The 14,898-nt window shown below is 64.3% G+C and carries 14 protein-coding genes and 1 tRNA gene; 8 read left to right on the top strand and 7 right to left on the bottom strand.

The features are described 5' to 3' along the window. Positions 1–5 precede the first annotated feature (5 nt). From ACNO8S_RS06015 to ACNO8S_RS06000, 4 genes are read right to left on the bottom strand one after another with little or no spacing between them, the layout of a single operon-like run. On the bottom strand, positions 6–725 hold the full coding sequence (locus tag ACNO8S_RS06015; protein ID WP_014040163.1) for a diphthine--ammonia ligase: 720 nt from the start codon (positions 723–725) through the stop codon (positions 6–8). Between the two features lie 35 nt (positions 726–760). Continuing rightward, on the bottom strand, positions 761–1,882 hold the full coding sequence (locus ACNO8S_RS06010; protein WP_014040162.1) for a DUF373 family protein: 1,122 nt from the start codon (positions 1,880–1,882) through the stop codon (positions 761–763). Between the two features lie 40 nt (positions 1,883–1,922). After that, a complete protein-coding gene (gene sppA, locus ACNO8S_RS06005; protein ID WP_050037941.1) occupies positions 1,923–2,918 on the bottom strand; it encodes a signal peptide peptidase SppA in 996 nt (331 codons plus the stop codon). Beyond that, positions 2,918–3,691 carry a proteasome assembly chaperone family protein gene (locus ACNO8S_RS06000; RefSeq protein WP_079980829.1) on the bottom strand — a complete coding sequence of 258 codons (774 nt, stop codon included), beginning with the start codon at positions 3,689–3,691 and terminating at the stop codon, positions 2,918–2,920. Before ACNO8S_RS06000 ends, sppA begins: the two co-directional genes overlap by 1 nt. 51 nt (positions 3,692–3,742) lie before the next feature. Between ACNO8S_RS06000 and ACNO8S_RS05995 the strand changes: the two genes are divergently transcribed. Both ACNO8S_RS05995 and ACNO8S_RS05990 read left to right on the top strand, forming a co-directional pair. Beyond that, the gene (locus tag ACNO8S_RS05995; protein WP_050038294.1) at positions 3,743–4,654 is read left to right on the top strand and encodes an RsmB/NOP family class I SAM-dependent RNA methyltransferase; all 912 of its coding nucleotides are present in this window, start codon (positions 3,743–3,745) and stop codon (positions 4,652–4,654) included. Beyond that, a complete protein-coding gene (locus tag ACNO8S_RS05990; RefSeq protein ID WP_014040158.1) occupies positions 4,651–5,151 on the top strand; it encodes a DUF7122 family protein in 501 nt (166 codons plus the stop codon). The genes ACNO8S_RS05995 and ACNO8S_RS05990 overlap by 4 nt, the downstream gene beginning before the upstream one ends. Before the next feature lie 33 nt (positions 5,152–5,184). On the opposite strand, the gene ACNO8S_RS05985 is transcribed toward ACNO8S_RS05990, so the two are convergent. Beyond that, a complete protein-coding gene (locus tag ACNO8S_RS05985) occupies positions 5,185–6,993 on the bottom strand; it encodes an ABC transporter ATP-binding protein (RefSeq protein ID WP_420182650.1) in 1,809 nt (602 codons plus the stop codon). Between the two features lie 150 nt (positions 6,994–7,143). Here ACNO8S_RS05985 and ACNO8S_RS05980 point away from each other — a divergent pair, with 150 nt between their 5' ends. From ACNO8S_RS05980 to ACNO8S_RS05965, 4 genes are all read left to right on the top strand, one after another. Continuing rightward, on the top strand, positions 7,144–7,440 hold the full coding sequence (locus ACNO8S_RS05980) for a PqqD family peptide modification chaperone (protein WP_420182649.1): 297 nt from the start codon (positions 7,144–7,146) through the stop codon (positions 7,438–7,440). Then, positions 7,343–7,858 carry a lasso peptide biosynthesis B2 protein gene (locus tag ACNO8S_RS05975; RefSeq protein ID WP_336357975.1) on the top strand — a complete coding sequence of 172 codons (516 nt, stop codon included), beginning with the start codon at positions 7,343–7,345 and terminating at the stop codon, positions 7,856–7,858. The genes ACNO8S_RS05980 and ACNO8S_RS05975 overlap by 98 nt, the downstream gene beginning before the upstream one ends. A gap of 424 nt (positions 7,859–8,282) precedes the next feature. Then, positions 8,283–9,197 (top strand): hypothetical protein, encoded by a 915-nt coding sequence (locus ACNO8S_RS05970; RefSeq protein WP_420182648.1) that lies wholly within the window; start codon positions 8,283–8,285, stop codon positions 9,195–9,197. Further along, on the top strand, positions 9,191–10,414 hold the full coding sequence (locus tag ACNO8S_RS05965; RefSeq protein WP_420182647.1) for a nucleotidyltransferase family protein: 1,224 nt from the start codon (positions 9,191–9,193) through the stop codon (positions 10,412–10,414). The genes ACNO8S_RS05970 and ACNO8S_RS05965 overlap by 7 nt, the downstream gene beginning before the upstream one ends. A gap of 79 nt (positions 10,415–10,493) precedes the next feature. Here ACNO8S_RS05965 and ACNO8S_RS05960 read toward each other — a convergent pair whose 3' ends face one another. Together ACNO8S_RS05960 and ACNO8S_RS05955 are read right to left on the bottom strand one after the other, a co-directional pair. Further along, positions 10,494–12,071 (bottom strand): DUF790 family protein, encoded by a 1,578-nt coding sequence (locus tag ACNO8S_RS05960; RefSeq protein ID WP_050037936.1) that lies wholly within the window; start codon positions 12,069–12,071, stop codon positions 10,494–10,496. A gap of 90 nt (positions 12,072–12,161) precedes the next feature. Further along, a complete protein-coding gene (locus tag ACNO8S_RS05955) occupies positions 12,162–13,496 on the bottom strand; it encodes a DEAD/DEAH box helicase (protein WP_050038293.1) in 1,335 nt (444 codons plus the stop codon). A gap of 113 nt (positions 13,497–13,609) precedes the next feature. Between ACNO8S_RS05955 and ACNO8S_RS05950 the strand changes: the two genes are divergently transcribed. Both ACNO8S_RS05950 and ACNO8S_RS05945 read left to right on the top strand, forming a co-directional pair. Continuing rightward, positions 13,610–14,695 (top strand): right-handed parallel beta-helix repeat-containing protein, encoded by a 1,086-nt coding sequence (locus ACNO8S_RS05950; protein WP_014040151.1) that lies wholly within the window; start codon positions 13,610–13,612, stop codon positions 14,693–14,695. 95 nt (positions 14,696–14,790) lie between these two features. Continuing rightward, positions 14,791–14,861 (top strand) — tRNA-Pro (locus ACNO8S_RS05945). Positions 14,862–14,898 lie beyond the last annotated feature (37 nt).

Below are 14,898 nucleotides of genomic sequence, written 5' to 3'. Positions count from 1 at the left end.
CCCGATTACGCCAGCCACGCGTCTTCGATCTGTAGCGTCCCGCGACTGCCGTCCCACTCCGTCTCGTACTCCAGTTCGATCCGGCGGTCCATGTGTGGCCCGTCGGTGACGAGCGTCTCGAACTCGCCGCCTTCGCCGAGAATATGGACGCCGTACTCGTCGTTGAGCGCCTCCAGTTCGTCGAGCGCGTCGGCATCGAGCGTGCGACCCAGCCAGGACTCATCGAGCCCGTAGGCGGCCACGCGGATGATCCGTATCTCGAAGCCGGCGTCGAGCATCGCGTCGGCGAGGTCGCGTGGGTTCTCTTGCCACAGCGGCGCGAACACGTTGGCTTCGAGGCGGTCGGCCATCGATTCGATGCGGGTCGTCTGGTACTCGCTCTCGACTGCGCCAGCGGTGACGCCGGTGATGCCGCCGTCCAGTTCGGCGTCGAGTTCGCGTAGCGCGGCCTCCAGCGGTTCGAGTTCGGCGTCGCCCTGGTCGCCGGAGTCGAGCACGTCGTCGGCCTCGAAGTCATCGGGCTCGATTTCCACCAGTGGGATACCGATGCTCTCGGCGGCCAGGCGGGCCAGTCGAGTCGCCGGAACGTGGTACATGTAGGAGTCGCCCTCCGGGTGGACCGTCACCAGATGTTCGACAGGGTGGCCCCGTTCCAGTGCCCGGTACAACGCCCACGAGGAGTCTTTGCCGCCGGAGAACAGCGAAACCCACGCGCCGTCTGTCATAGCCGCCGGTAGCCGGCGGCGGCGTAAATCGCTGTCTATTCCACCAGTTCGTCCTCGATATCGGTGTGGCTGACGTAGGTCGCCACCCGGACGCCGACGATGCTGATGAGGATACCTGCGAGGATGAACAGCCCGAGGCGGGTCCCCGCCTCCAGTATGAACCCCTGGACCTGAACGATGCCGAGGTTCGTCTCCGGCACCTGAAACGGCTCGAACACGCCACCGCGTTCGAGGAAGTACGCAGAAAAGCCGCGAACGACCAGCCCGACCGCGACCGCACCGAAGGGGAGGTTCACGTACGCGCTCCGGACCCCTTCCTGCTGGATGAGTTCGTCCAGCAGGCGACCGAGCGAAGCGGCCAGCGCCGCGCCGGTCAGCCACGGCACGGACGCGAAGGCAAAGCGGTTCGCAAGCAGGAAGGGGCTGATATCGCCGACCGCCGAGACGCCCAGCACGCCGGCGAAGATGCCGACGAGCGAGAGGCCGGCGGCGACGACGTAGGTCACGAGCGACACCTGTCCCGAGTACAGGGCTTCCCGGGTCTGGCTGGGAAGTCGGGAGAGGTATGCGTCGATACCCAGTCCCTTGTAGATGAGGAACACGCCGATGGCGGCCGCGATAGCGCCGACGGCGATGGTCGGGCTGGTGACGACGAGCAACAGCGGGAACGCGAGCATGATGATCCCGACGGGGACCAGCACCGTCTTGCGCAGTTCCTCGTCGGCCAGGAACTGCTTGAGCAGGTAGTACGTGGATTCGATGTCGCGGGCCTGACGAACGACGACCCGGTCGACGGCGTCGACCTGGACGCGACTCTCGATGATGGGAACCAGCCGCTCGTCGTCGGCACTGTCGACGACGACGACCGCGGAGTCCGGGTCGTGCTTGGCGACCAGGTCGTCGATCTGGCTGGCGATCTCCCGGTCCGAGCCGACACTGTCGCTCCCGCCGCCGACGACGGCAAGCACCGGCGAGGACCCCTCGGCTTCGAGTTCGTCCGCGACCGCGAGCCCTTCCAGCAAACAGTTGACCCGGCTGTCTTCCGGGTCTACGACGCCCGTCTGCGTGATGAGTGACTCGACGGCGTCGCGGCCGACGACGGGACACGCCGCTGCGGCCGGACTGTCCCTGTCGATACACACCACCAGCGTAGTCACACTACGGCGAAGGCGGTCCCCGAATAAAAAACCTCCCGAGCTATCGCCGGAAGGAGAGGCCCTCGATATCGCCGTCGGCGACGCCGGCGATACCCGCGCCGAGGGCGAAGGCGACCTGCTGTGCGCCTCCGCGGAGTTTGCCGGTCAGGCCGCGCTCGGGTTCGTACTCCTTGATTGTCACAGCCTCGCCCAGCCGTTGCTCCAGGCTCGCCTCGACGTCATCACGCGTGCCGAGCCGGTCGACGAGCCCACGTTCTTCCGCCTCGTCGCCGAGGAAGATGCGCGCTTCGGTATCTTTGAGCGTCTCAGCGTCCATCTCGCGGCCCTCGGCAACGGTGTCGATGAACTGATCGTAGTAGTCGTCGACGATACCCTGGAGGTACTCGCGCTCGTCCTCGGTCATCTCCTTCAACGGCACGCCGGCGTCCTTGTACTCGCCGGCGGTGAACTGCTCGTAGGAGAGGCCCAGGCGGTCTGCCAGTTCCTTGGCGTTGACCCGCGAGCCGACGACGCCGATCGAGCCGACGATAGAGCCCTCGCGCGCCCAGAGCTCGTCACAGCCGGCGGCGATGTCGTAGCCGCCGCTGGCACAGACGTCCGTGGCGTAGGCGATGGTCGGGCCGTCGAACTCCTCGGCGGCGATGCGGATGTCCTCGCTGGGGACGATTTCGCCGCCCGGCGTGTTCAGTTTCAGGAGCAGCGCCTCTGAGCCCCGGTCCGCGTCGGCACGGTCTATCTGTTCGACGATGTCGTCGGCCGACGCGCCCACCGGTGGACTGGTGATGCCGCCACCGCCGTCACGGCTGATCGGCCCTTCGACGGCGACCTCCGCGACGTTGTGTGCCGGGAGGAGGGAACCGGCGATGTTGCTGCCGATACGGGCGGTGGCGACGGCGACAGCGACGACCAGCAGGACGCCGAGCAACTGGGCGAGGTTGTCGGGCGTTCTGACGAACAGCACCCAGCCCAGGACCGTGCCGATACCGACCACAATTACGACCAGTAACCCACGAACGATGTCGTCTGTGCCCGCCATTACTGATACATCCCGAGCGGCTGTGCGCTCGTGCTCTCCTCCTGATTTTCCTGAAGCTGCTGTGCGAGTTGCGCCTTGGCTCGACCGATTTCCTCGGCCTGCTCGACCAGTGCCTCGGTATCGACCTCGAAGTCGGCCAGCGGGCTTATCGCCGTCTGCAGGAGCGCCCGCGCCGCTTCCGGGTCAGGAAAGCGCTGATCGGCCTCGACGATGAGCCCGATGCTCGTCAGCCCGACCCGCTGTGATTCGTGGACCAGCGCCCCGGTCGGCCCGGTGATCGCGCCGTTCTCCGAGGGCGAGTCCACGTTCGCCTCCTCCAGCATCGCCGCCCCGTCGCCGGTTGAGACGCCGTACACGTCCGGTACACCGTCTTTCTCGGCAGGACGGCCGCTGAGGTAGATCGGCGTCGCGTCGTTGGCCTCGAACCAGCTGACCATACAGCCGGCGAACTCCTTCGCGCCGGACGGGGAGATCGGTGCATCGCTCTGGAGGACGAGCAGGTCACGGCCCTCATCCGCGTACAGTCGGACCGGCGGGCGAACGTCCGGATCGTCCGTCCCGTACACGGCGATTTCTGGCAGTCCCTCGCAGTGGGCTGACGCGTAGTACTCCATATCGTAGACGTCGACGAGATGGTCGGCGGCTATCTTGCCGACGAGTCCGACGCCCGGGAGCCCCTCGACCAGTGTCGGGGAATCGAGCGAAATGTCGTCGCGGTGGACCTGTATGTGTGCCATGTCTGTGGTATCGGCCGCCGGCGGCTTGAAAGCCATGGGCCAGTGCCGTTCGAAACCCACAAACCGACCGCCAGCGAACGCCGGACAATGGAACCACTCGACCGCTACCGACCCATCATCGACGACTTCGAGGCGTTCATCGACGCATGTGAACGCCCGCTACCGTCGGCTGTCAGGGTCAACACCATCAAAGCCTCCGTCGAGAGGGTCCGAACGGCGCTTGCGGACGCGGACATCGCCTACGAACCCGTCGACTGGCACGACGGCCTGTTCGTCCTGCCCGAGGACTCCCCCGGCGCGAACTGGCCGTACTTCCACGGCTGGATTCACGGGCAGGAGGAAGTGTCCGTGATTCCGGCGACCGTACTGGACCCCCAGCCTGGCGAGCGAGTCTGGGATGCCTGTGCGGCACCGGGGAGCAAGACGACTCAGCTCGCCGCGCTGATGGAGGACACCGGCGAAGTCGTCGCAACCGACAACAACCTCGGACGGATTTCGGCGCTACGGACCAACACTGAGCGGCTGGGCGCGACCACGGTCGCTGTCACCCACGAGGACGGGCGCAACCACTCGCTCAAGCCCTTCGGCGGCGAGGGATACGACCGGGCACTCGTCGACGTCCCCTGTTCCTGTGAAGGGACCATTCGAAAGAACCCCGATACGCTGGAAGATTGGACGCTCTCGCACGTCGAAGGCATCTCCGGCGTCCAGAAAGGAATCCTCAAGCGAGCCGTCGAAGTGACCGAACCCGGCGGAACCGTCGTTTACTCCACCTGCACATTTGCCCCGGAGGAAAACGAGGCCGTACTGGACTTCGTTCTCGGCGAGACGGCCTGCGAAATTGTGGACTACGACCTCCCGCTCGACCACGCCCCCGGCATCACCGAGTGGCAGGACGAGACATTCGACCCCAGCGTCGCCGACGCCAAGCGCATCTACCCGCATCACAACGACACGGGCGGGTTCTTCTGTGCGAAACTGGAGGTACCCGCGGAATGAGCGACCAGAGCACGGAGTTCACACGGCTCCCAGAGACAGACGAAGAGCGAGAAGACCCCGAGCGGGCGACCCGCGAGGAAGTCCTCGACTTCTGGACCGAGCGGTTCGGCGTCCCGCCGGAGACTTTCGAGGGATACACGTTCTGGGAACGCGGCGCTGGCAAACTGTGGCTGTATCAGGGGAGTCCGCCATCGCCTGTCGACATCGAGGGCCTTGGAATGACGTTCCTGCGGACGCGCCAGGAACACTGGAAGCCGACGCTGGAGGCCGTCCAGCGATTCGGCGAGCACGCCAGCCAGAACGTCATTCACCTCGACGAGGACACTGCCCGAGCGTTCGTCGCGGGCGAGGATCAGGAACTCGACTGGGACGGCGACTGGGGGTATCTCGTCGTCACCCACGACCTCGCCGGCGAGGCCGAACCGGTCGGCGTCGGCCTGTACGTGTACGGCGAACTCAGGTCCCAGGTGCCGAAGGGTCGCCGGCGAGAGGTCTGAACCGGGCGGTACAACCGGGCAGGTGAGAGCGGCTCAACCGCTGGAAGACTTCGCGGCCGGCGTTCCCTGCATCGCGTACAACTCCGCGTACGTGCCGTCGTCGTCAAGCAGTTCGGCGTGGCTGCCCCGTTCTGTGACCTGCCCGTCCTCGACGGTGTAGATTCGGTCGGCGTTAGAGACGGTCGAGAGCCGATGGGCGATTGCGATCACGGTCTGGTCCCCGTCGAGCGTCTCGACGGTTCGATGGATTTGCCGTTCCAGGTTCGAGTCGAGGTCGCTGGTGGCTTCATCGAGTACGAGTATCTCTGCGTCCGTCAGCAGCGCGCGGGCCAGTGCGACGCGCTGGCGTTGCCCGCCGGAGAGTTTCACGCCGTCGTCGCCCAGCACCGTGTCGAGCCCCTGCGGAAGGTCATCGAGAAATTCGAGGACGAGGGCCTTCTCGGCGACCTCGTACAGCGTCTCGTCGGAGATATCCCTGCCGACGGTGAGGTTGTACCGCAAGGAGTCGTTGAAGATATGCGGGTCCTGTCGGACCATCGCAACAGCGTCACGCCATTCGTCGAGTGCATAGGTCGAAATCGGCGTCCCGCTCGCCAGGATCTCACCGCTGTCCGGGGCATAGAGCCGAGTGAGCAGCGAGACGACTGTCGATTTGCCGCCACCGGACTCGCCGACGATACCGACGAACTCGCCTCGCTCGACAGTCATCGAGAAGTCCGCGAGTACTGGCTCGTCCTCGTAGGCGAACGAGGCGTTCTCGAACGCGATTTCCTTGATGCAGTCCGGGACCGGCTTCCCACCGGTCGGTTCCTGCTGGGTTTCGAGGCGGTCGATGAACTGGTGGGTGCGAACCAGATGTGGTAGCTCTCCCTCGATGGCGTAGATGGTAGAATTGAGCGAACTCAGTCGGGGCGCGAGTCGGAGCATCGCGAACAGGAACACGCCGAGTTCAGCGATCGACAGCGCCCGGAAACTGATTGCGACGTAGACGAGACCGAACAGGAGCAGCGAGACCGAGAGCCGATAGAGACTACCGATTGCGACCTCGTTCCGGCGAACGGCGATGCTGGTTGCAGTGTATCGGTCGAGTGTATCCCGGAACTCGGCAAGCAGTCCGTCGCGCATGCCGAACAGCTTCACGTCACGGATACCCTGCGTCCCCGCCTGTGTTGTCTCCTGCAGCCGTTCGTTTGCCGTCGCCACACGGTCGCCGACGGCGTACCCGGGCTCGATGCCGTATCTGATGAGCGCCGTGACCCCGCCGAGAGCGACAGCCGCACCGACTGCCAGCATCGGCGCGATAGCCAGTGCGATTCCGATGTAGACCAGACAGAGGATTCCCTGCTGGAAGAACTGGATAATCCGGCCGATGACACGGCCGGCGTACCGGGTCTGTGTCAGAATCGTGTTCATGATGTCGTCGGACCCCTTGTCGTCGTAGTAGGCGACCGACGCGTTCATCGCCAGTTCGTAGGCCCGGTTTTTGAGGTCGCGTTCGTACGCCTGTGTAAGCTTCGCCGCGAGCCATTTCACCGCAAACGATGCCGTGAACCGGACGACCATCACGCACGCGAGGCCGAGTAGCAGGGATTCGAGCGTGAGCGGCAGTCCGGCGGCGGCGTACGCGGACAGGAACTGACCGGTAACACCGTCCGCCTGAAGCGGGAGGCCTTGCCCGGCCTGTGCGGCGTCGAGTATCGGAAACAGGAACGAGAGGCCGACGCCCTCCAGCAGCATCACGAAGAGGCTGGCGGCGACGATACTCCCCGTCAGCGCCGGACGATACAGTGCCACACGGCGCAGCGATGCGTATTTCTCACTGACGGAGGGAGTATCAGCCATTGGTCCGGATGCGAGTTCTATGTAACATAGTTACCGACTCTCTACGGTTGGGCAGTACGGGAGCGAAGGGAGCGTCTACCGCCTGTCTGGGTCGTGACGGCGACGAAAAGAGGCCATAACAAATAGTGCGAGTATCCCTGGAGTCCACATATGGTCGCGATAGATTCTGGATCGGCTGTCGTCGCAACTGATAACTGTGTCACCACGACAATCGACGGCGAGATCGTGCTGCTCAACAACGAGACGGGGCGGTATCAGGGTCTGTCGGGCGTCGGCCCGGACATCTGGGACCGAATCCAGGAACCGACGGAACCAGCGGCTATCGTCTCAACGCTGGTCGAGGAGTACGATGTCGACAGAGACCGAGTGGCAAATGACGTGGAACGATTCCTGGAAACGCTTGCCGCGGAGCAACTCATCAAGGTCGATGCGAGCCCGACTCCGTGAGTTCAGGGCGTTGCCACGGGCGCAGAAGCTATTGCTCTGTGAAGCTGTGGTACTGATCGTTGCGAGCAAGGTACTGCTTGCAGTCGCTGGGCTGGAGGACGCAGAGCGATATTTCGGTATGGTCTCTCAGTACCTCCCGTGTCATCGTCAGTCCGGGTCACCAGAGTCAGTACGGTGGGCGGTTCTGACAGCAGGATCACGTCTCCCAGGTTCCTACGATTGTCTTGACCGAGCACTCACTGGTAGCACACTGCTGGTAGCAAACGACCTGCCGCATCGTCTCCGCTTCGGCGTGGACACCCAGTCCGAGACGTTCGAGGCTCACGCTTGGATCGAGTCCAACGGGGCTGTCCTTATCGGGGATGTCGACGACTTTGGGCGCTTCCGCACACTCACGGAACGCGAAGTACGTGGCTAACGAATAGTAAACACGGCATTCTGTATGAATTCAACAGTAATGAGTACTATAACAAATACATCTACATCTGAAACCAGAGGCGGGGGTAACCCATGAAGGAATACGAAACGCCGTCGGTCGAAACGTACGGAACTGTCGAAGAAAAGACGAACTGGTGGGACCACGACGACGGATACGGGAAGTGGAGCTAGCGTCCGCAGTCGGTTCACGTATCTAACTGATCCCTCCTTTATTGATCCTCGACACTGGCACCGGTCAGTGGCTACGTCGTGACGGTTTCGTGGCTGTGTGTCGGAAGTAGAGAGTGCATTCTTATCCACCACAGCAGTCAAGCGATCTGGTATGAACCAGGGGTGTCGTAGATGGGGTGTGTTTCAGCACGGACGGAATCGATGGACAACTACGCAGGGAGGGACCTAGCAGGATGGCAACAGTAAACACAGCCACGTACGAAGCCTTTGGACTGACAGTCCGCTCGGCATTCGACGTACCGGAGCTTCCGCCCGCTGAGACAGAGCCCGACGGGCGGGCCGACGTCACCATCACTGAAGAACGGCTCCCTCGCCCACTGTCGGCTGACTCCGAATCGACCTTTCACGCGGTAGACGAGCGCGAATACTACCTTCTATACGACGCCGCAACGGTCAGAATTCTCGACGGGACGTCCATCGCTGTAGACCCGGCCTCGGACGTGCCAAGCGAAGTCCTCCGCCACGTACTGGTCGGCCCGGCGTTGAATCACTTGCTGGACCAGCGGGGCTACTTCGTGCTGCACGCCAGTACCGTCAGCATCGACGGGCGTGCAGTGGCGTTCGTCGGGGAGTCCGGGGTCGGAAAAACGACGACTGCGATGGCCTGTTTGCTTGACGGGCACCGTGTCCTGAGCGACGACGTGGCCGCGATAGCGCTGGCTGATGCGGGTCCAGTCGTCCGGAGCGGCTACCCATCGATGAAACTCGACCCGGAGGCAGTTGCGGCATTTGACCCCCCGGTCGAGCCGCCGGAACAGGTCCACAGCGGGCGCCCGCGACATTTCTACGGGCTCAGACACGACCAGCCCGCGACTCCGGTGCCGCTAGAACGCATCTATCTGCTCGAAGACGGCGACTCTATCGGGGTGGATTCAGTCAGGCCGGACGAACAGGTCATGGCGCTCGTCGATAACACGTACACGCTGGGCGCGCTGGACGCCGACGGCCAGGCCGTGTCCAATTTCAGTGCTTGCGGGGAGATCGTCGACATGACAGATATAAAACGGCTCCGCCGACCGTTCGATCTCGATATGCTCCCGGAGGTCGTAGCCCGGATTCAGTCTGATCTCGAGAGTAAGCCATGCTAACGGAGGCTGAACCCGAACTCCAATTGGTAGTCGACTGTGTTCGTACCGCAATCGTCACCGACGCTTCCCCCGACCCTCCCGCGCTGGATGCCGAACCTGCCTGGGACCGCGTCCTTGAACTCGCCCGATATCATGGCGTCGTGCAACTCCTCTATCAGGGGCTGGAACCGATAGCACGCGAGAGCGGTGATGCGTTCACCGTGCCAGAGTCCGTGTTGACACGACTTAGCAGCACAGTACAGGGAAAGCGGATGCGAAATCTCGCGTTCACGACCGAGCTACAGGAGATAATCGAGAGTTTTGAGACACTCGGTGTACGCGCGGTACCGTTCAAAGGACCGACGCTGTCCGCCGCCGCCTATGACGACGCAACGGTGCGGGAGTACAACGATCTGGATCTGCTCGTCCATCCTGAAGATATCACTGTCGCCGCGGATATTCTGGAAGAGCGAGGCTACGAGTGGCGCGGGGGCACGCCGCGATTGGACGACGCCGCGCTGTTGGGCGGTCCCGTGACGAAGGCAATCGTTCACGAGTACGAGATGCGAGGTCCGGAGTTCGACGTGGAACTCCGCTGGCGCGTGGGCGACGCCGAGCGACCGTTCACCACACCGTTCGGTGAACTCTGGGACCGCCGCGACACAGTCGCGGTCGGCGGCCAACCGCTTCCGGCGCTTGCACAGCCAGACCGGCTACTCGTGTTAGCGTTCCACGGAACCAAGCACCGCTGGTATCTCCTGAAGTGGCTCTGTGATTTCGTTGCGGCGCTGGAGTCGACGGAAGCCGACTGGTCACACGTCCTCGCTCGGGCGCGGGAAACTGGCGTCCAGCGGAACCTACTGCTCGGGGCCGCGCTCGCCCGTACTGTCTTCGGGTATGCCCTCCCAGCGCCGATACTGGATCGCCTTCGCACGGACGACCGCGTCACCGAGTTAACCGAGGCCGTCGTCGAATCGCTGGCCGCTGGGACGCCACAGGCACCCACGCAGTTCGAGGCCGCTCAGTTTCACCTGGCTGCCAGCGATTCGGCAACTGCGCTGGTGCCGCTCCTGCTGTTGCATTCGTCGCTTCACCCGACTTACTCGGAGTACCAGTTTTGCCCGCTCCCCGGTCCGCTGCATCCGCTATACTACGTCATCTGGCCGCTCCGACTCCTCCTCGAAGTGCCACAGTGGCAGCGACAGCGGTCCGAAGAGCCACTTGACGAAGCGACCTGAACAGCCGAGTCGCTCGCTTCGTTCCGGCGACGATTCGCTGTATCTGGGGGCTGATTCTCAGCGGTATCCCACAGGCGGCTCACTCCCGTGGCTGGATTGTCCCCTCACCCAGCCCTTCCCAGGCAACGCGGTAGCCAAGGCGTGCGAGGGCGGCGCTGTCATCCTCGATACCGTAGTCTGCCAGTCTGTCGCTCGCCGCCTCGTACGCCATTCCGGGCTCGATCTCCTCGGCCAGGTCGTCTAACACGGCAGGGGAAACGAGCGTGCGCCCGACGCGCTCGTGGGCCGGATAGGCCACGTCTTCCAGCGCATCCTCGCTGACGCCGTACTCCGCGGCGAGGTCAGCGAGCGAGGTAACGTCGGCATCCGGCCGGAGTTCATCGGGTATCTCCGCGGCGCTCTCGCGCACCAGCCGCTCCTCGTAGGGTCGCAGGGCATCCCGCACGTCTTTCACGCTGACCGTCCCGGCGTACGGAATCGCTCGGTTATCCGTCGCTTCGATTTCGTCCCCGACACCGAGCGATTCGTCGACGGCGACCAGCATCTCCACGTCCGCCAGCGCGTCGAGGCGGGCGAGCTTCTTCTCGACGTACTCCGGCGTCCAGAAACCCATAATTTCGAAGAAAATCCGGAAGGGAGCGTCACTGGCAGCCCCGTCAGCCCCGTCCGAGCCCCCGCCACTGCGCCCGGTGTCCCGAACGCCGGTATCAGCGCCGGGTCGCCACTCGAAGGCGAAATCCGGGATGATGACGTGTTCCCCTGCCGCTAGAGGCTCCGGTTCCCGGATCAGGTCCCAGTCGAGGTCCAGCGCGGCGAACCGCCCGGCGAAGTCGGCTTCGACACCGCTGTCGTAGCTGACCTCAGTTACGGGCTCGACGCCGGGAACGGAGACATCCGCATCTGAAAGGGTGAGTTCCCGCTCGGTACCCCGGTCATCGATGGTCGCCGTCAATTCCCACTCGCTCGCGGCCGCGACTGTCCGAAGGAGACGAGCGAAGCGGGTGCCGTACCGGCGTGTATTCGAGAACAGCGCGTCCGGGCCCGTGACCACGACCTCCCGACCGCTTTCTGTCCGCCGGATCTCGTACATCAGCCGGAGGCGTTTGACCGCCGAGACGAGCGTGTTCGGGTCTGACGAGCGGACCCGAACCTCGGTCGCGTCGAACAGCGCCGTTTGCGCCAGCGAGAGGTTGTACTGGGTCCGCAGTTCGGCCGGCCCCCAGCGCGAGTCGACATCGGTGAGAATCTGTCGTGAGTCGCGGTCGGCGTACAGTGTGTCGGCCAGCGTCTCGGCATCCGTGCCGAAGTGGTCGGCCGCCTCGGAGAGTGCCTGCTGGCGCTCGGCCTCGGTCACGACGCCGACGTCCGCAGCGGCTTCGAACACCCGACGGCGGGCGCGGACAGGGTCGACCAGAGCTTGCGTCTCGAAGGCAGCCTCCCGTTCGACGAGTTTCGCCAGCCCGCGGACGAGTTTGAAATCGTCGGCCTCTCGCTCTACGTCCGCGAGCGCCGTCTCCAGCGTCTCACGGGATTCGCCGACGTGGCCCTGGTAGATACCGAGCACGCGGGCCGCCAGTCGCTCCACATCGGCATCGGCGAACTGCAGGTGATAGCCGCCGCCCGCCCGAGACACCCGCAGGAGGTCTTTCGTCAGCACACGCGTGTCTCCGCGACGGAACGACAAAAACACGGGGAGTCAGGGCAATCTCTCAACATACTTAGGGGCACCTCGATGCTGCGACGCCCGCTATCTGCGTCGCCTGGCGACGCGCTCTTCGGCGGTCTCCTCAGTCACGAGTTCGTACAGCAGCGCCCGCCCGCTGTCGGCTTTTGGCCGCAGAATCCGGCCGAGTCGCTGGGTGAACTCCCGCTCTGACCCGCTCCCCGAGAGGACGACGGCGACGTTGGCGTCGGGCACGTCCACACCCTCGTCGAGGACGTTCGCCGTCACGACCCGGGAGTAGGTCCCGTCGCGGAACCGCTCTAAGATCTCCCGACGCTCGCTCGCACCGGTCTCGTGTGTTATCGCTGGAATAAGGAACCGCTCGGAGAGGCGGTACACGAGGTCAGTGTGGGCGGTGAAGACGATGATGCGGTCCTCACGGTGGCGGTCCAGAATCGTCGCCAGCCGGTCGACCTTCCGCTGGGCGTTCATCATCACTTCGCGGGCGCGCTGTTTCGCCAGCAGCGCCTCCCGGGCCGCCGGGTCGTTGCCGGACCGCTTCACGAGTTCCTGATAGTCGCTGCCGGACCGGAGTTGGATGTTGGACTGCTTCAGGTAGTCGGTGAACGTCCTCTGAGACTCCTCGTAGCGGTCCCGCTCGTCCGGCGTGAGCGCGACTTCGATTCGTTTGATATCGTAGTCCGCGAGGTGCTCGCCCGCCAGGTCGTCAACGCTGACTCGCTGGACGAGCGGCCCGACGAGGTCCTCGATAACCTCGTGGGCTCCGTCCGGGCGCTCGAACGTCGCCGTCAGCCCGAGCCGTGCCGGCGCGGCGAGCAGCCGAGCGATGTCCCGGTACCCCTCCCCGCCGAGGTGGTGGACCTCGTCGAAGACCACGAGTCCGAATCGGTCCCCGAGTTCGTCGGCCCGCAGGTACGCCGAGTCGTACGTCGACACCGTGATGTCCTCGACGCGCTGTTCGCCCCCGCCCATGCGGCCGACCGGCTGGTCGAACTCCCGCTGTAGCTCGCGCTGCCACTGCTCCAGCAGGTCGATAGTCGGGACCACGACCAGCGTCGGCGTCCCCAGCGCGACCATCGCCGCGATGCCGATGACGGTTTTGCCGCTCCCCGTCGGGAGTTCCAGACAGCCTCTATCGCCGGTCGTTCGCCAAGCGTCCAGCGCTGCCTGCTGGTACGCTCTGAGGTCGTACGTCGTCGAGAGCGACAGCGACGGGAGCGAACTGACGTGGTCCTCGTATGCCAGCCCGCGCTCGTCGAGTGCGTTCACGAGTTCGGCGTACCGGTAGGCCGGCGCTCGATCTGTCTGCGAGCGCTCGTCGTACTCGACGCCGGGCAGGTCCGACGACGGGTCCCCCGTCACGCGGATGGTCCCCGACTCGTACGTCAACTCCAGCACACTCCGGGGTTCGCCGGTCCGGCCGATAACGCTTTCGTGGGCCACATCGCCGGGGGCACCACCGGGTAAAATAACAATACAGTTTACGTCCGTTCGCACCCACTATTCTTAGTATGGACGACGCACGAGCAGCAGTAATTGCCCTCTTGCTGTCGGCAGTGCTGACCCTCGCCGTGGTACCGGCAAGCGTAGCAGGAACACAGACGGCACAGGAGACACTAACCGTCGACAAAGACGGGAGTGCCGACTACCGGTCGATACAGGCCGCCGTGGACGCCGCCGATAGCGGTGACACCGTCGAGGTCCGGCCGGGCACCTACTACGAAGAAGTCCGAATCAACGAGAACATCTCCCTCGTCGCACCCGACCGGGCGATACTGGACGGCTCGCGGTTCGTCAACGGTACCGGCGTTACGGTGGCCGGCCCAGCCGAACCGACCGTCACCGGATTTACCGTGCGGAACTACCGCTTCGGTGTCATGGCCAACGGGACCAATGGCGACTGGACGGTCAGTAATACGACCGTTATCGCTGCCGACGTCGGCGTCTACGCGCCGAATTCGTCCGGGAACTGGACTATCGAGGACGCCGCCGTCGCCAGCACGACCTACAGCGGCGTGTTCGCCCGCGAGACCAGCGGCGACTGGACGATTCGCGACACTCGCTTCGTCGCTGTCGGCGGCGACGGCGCCGACGTCCGCAGGTCTTCCGGCGACTGGGCGGTCGCAGCGGTCGTCGTCGACCGGTCCGGCGCGGACGGCGTCGATGCCTCCGGGACAACTGGCGACTGGACGGTCCAGAACACGGAGGTCCGTCGTAGCGATACCGGCGTCAAAGCTATCGACAGCGACGGCGACTGGACGGTGACCGACCTGACGGTCCGCCGGAGCGACACCGGCCTGGTGACCGCTTTCTCGGGCGGTGCGTGGACGCTCGAAAATGCCACCCTCGAAACCCGGGATATCGGGGTCTTCAGCGCTCGAACGACCGGCGCGTGGACCATCCAGAATACGATCATCGAAAGCCGGCAACAGGGAATCCACGCCGTCAAGACCAACGCGTCGTGGACTGTCTCTGAATCGACCGTCTCCGTGACCGCCGAGCAGAATGCCATCGGTGTCGACGCCCGCTCCGCGAGCGAGGGCTGGTCGCTTGAGAACGTCACCATCGACAGCCCCGATATCAAAGTCGCCGAGTGAAGCAGACACGCCGGCATTGCCTACCCCGTCACGGGCTGCCACTCTCGCCACCAAAGCGAAGCCCTTAATTAAAACACCCTCTTCTCCCAGAGTGCGGGACCGTGGGGTAGCGGTATCCTCGGCGGATGGGGTCCGTCGGACCTGAGTTCGAATCTCGGCGGTCCCACTTCAAGGCTTTGTGCAAGGAATACAACTGGACAGCA

The sequence above is a fragment of the Haloarcula sp. KBTZ06 genome (assembly GCF_048595605.1).
Classification (GTDB): Archaea; Halobacteriota; Halobacteria; order Halobacteriales; family Haloarculaceae; genus Haloarcula; species Haloarcula hispanica.
Note: the sequence above shows the minus strand (reverse complement) of the source record. Positions and strands in the feature narration are given on the sequence as shown.

Coding starts and splice junctions, on each gene's coding strand:
- ACNO8S_RS05970 (WP_420182648.1), top strand. CDS start 8,283: ATGGCAACAGTAAACACAGCCACGTACGAAGCCTTTGGACTGACAGTC.
- ACNO8S_RS05995 (WP_050038294.1), top strand. CDS start 3,743: ATGGAACCACTCGACCGCTACCGACCCATCATCGACGACTTCGAGGCG.
- ACNO8S_RS05985 (WP_420182650.1), bottom strand. CDS start 6,993: ATGGCTGATACTCCCTCCGTCAGTGAGAAATACGCATCGCTGCGCCGT.
- ACNO8S_RS06000 (WP_079980829.1), bottom strand. CDS start 3,691: ATGGCTTTCAAGCCGCCGGCGGCCGATACCACAGACATGGCACACATA.
- sppA (WP_050037941.1), bottom strand. CDS start 2,918: ATGGCGGGCACAGACGACATCGTTCGTGGGTTACTGGTCGTAATTGTG.
- ACNO8S_RS05975 (WP_336357975.1), top strand. CDS start 7,343: ATGTCGACAGAGACCGAGTGGCAAATGACGTGGAACGATTCCTGGAAA.
- ACNO8S_RS05950 (WP_014040151.1), top strand. CDS start 13,610: ATGGACGACGCACGAGCAGCAGTAATTGCCCTCTTGCTGTCGGCAGTG.
- ACNO8S_RS05965 (WP_420182647.1), top strand. CDS start 9,191: ATGCTAACGGAGGCTGAACCCGAACTCCAATTGGTAGTCGACTGTGTT.
- ACNO8S_RS06015 (WP_014040163.1), bottom strand. CDS start 725: ATGACAGACGGCGCGTGGGTTTCGCTGTTCTCCGGCGGCAAAGACTCC.
- ACNO8S_RS05990 (WP_014040158.1), top strand. CDS start 4,651: ATGAGCGACCAGAGCACGGAGTTCACACGGCTCCCAGAGACAGACGAA.
- ACNO8S_RS05980 (WP_420182649.1), top strand. CDS start 7,144: ATGGTCGCGATAGATTCTGGATCGGCTGTCGTCGCAACTGATAACTGT.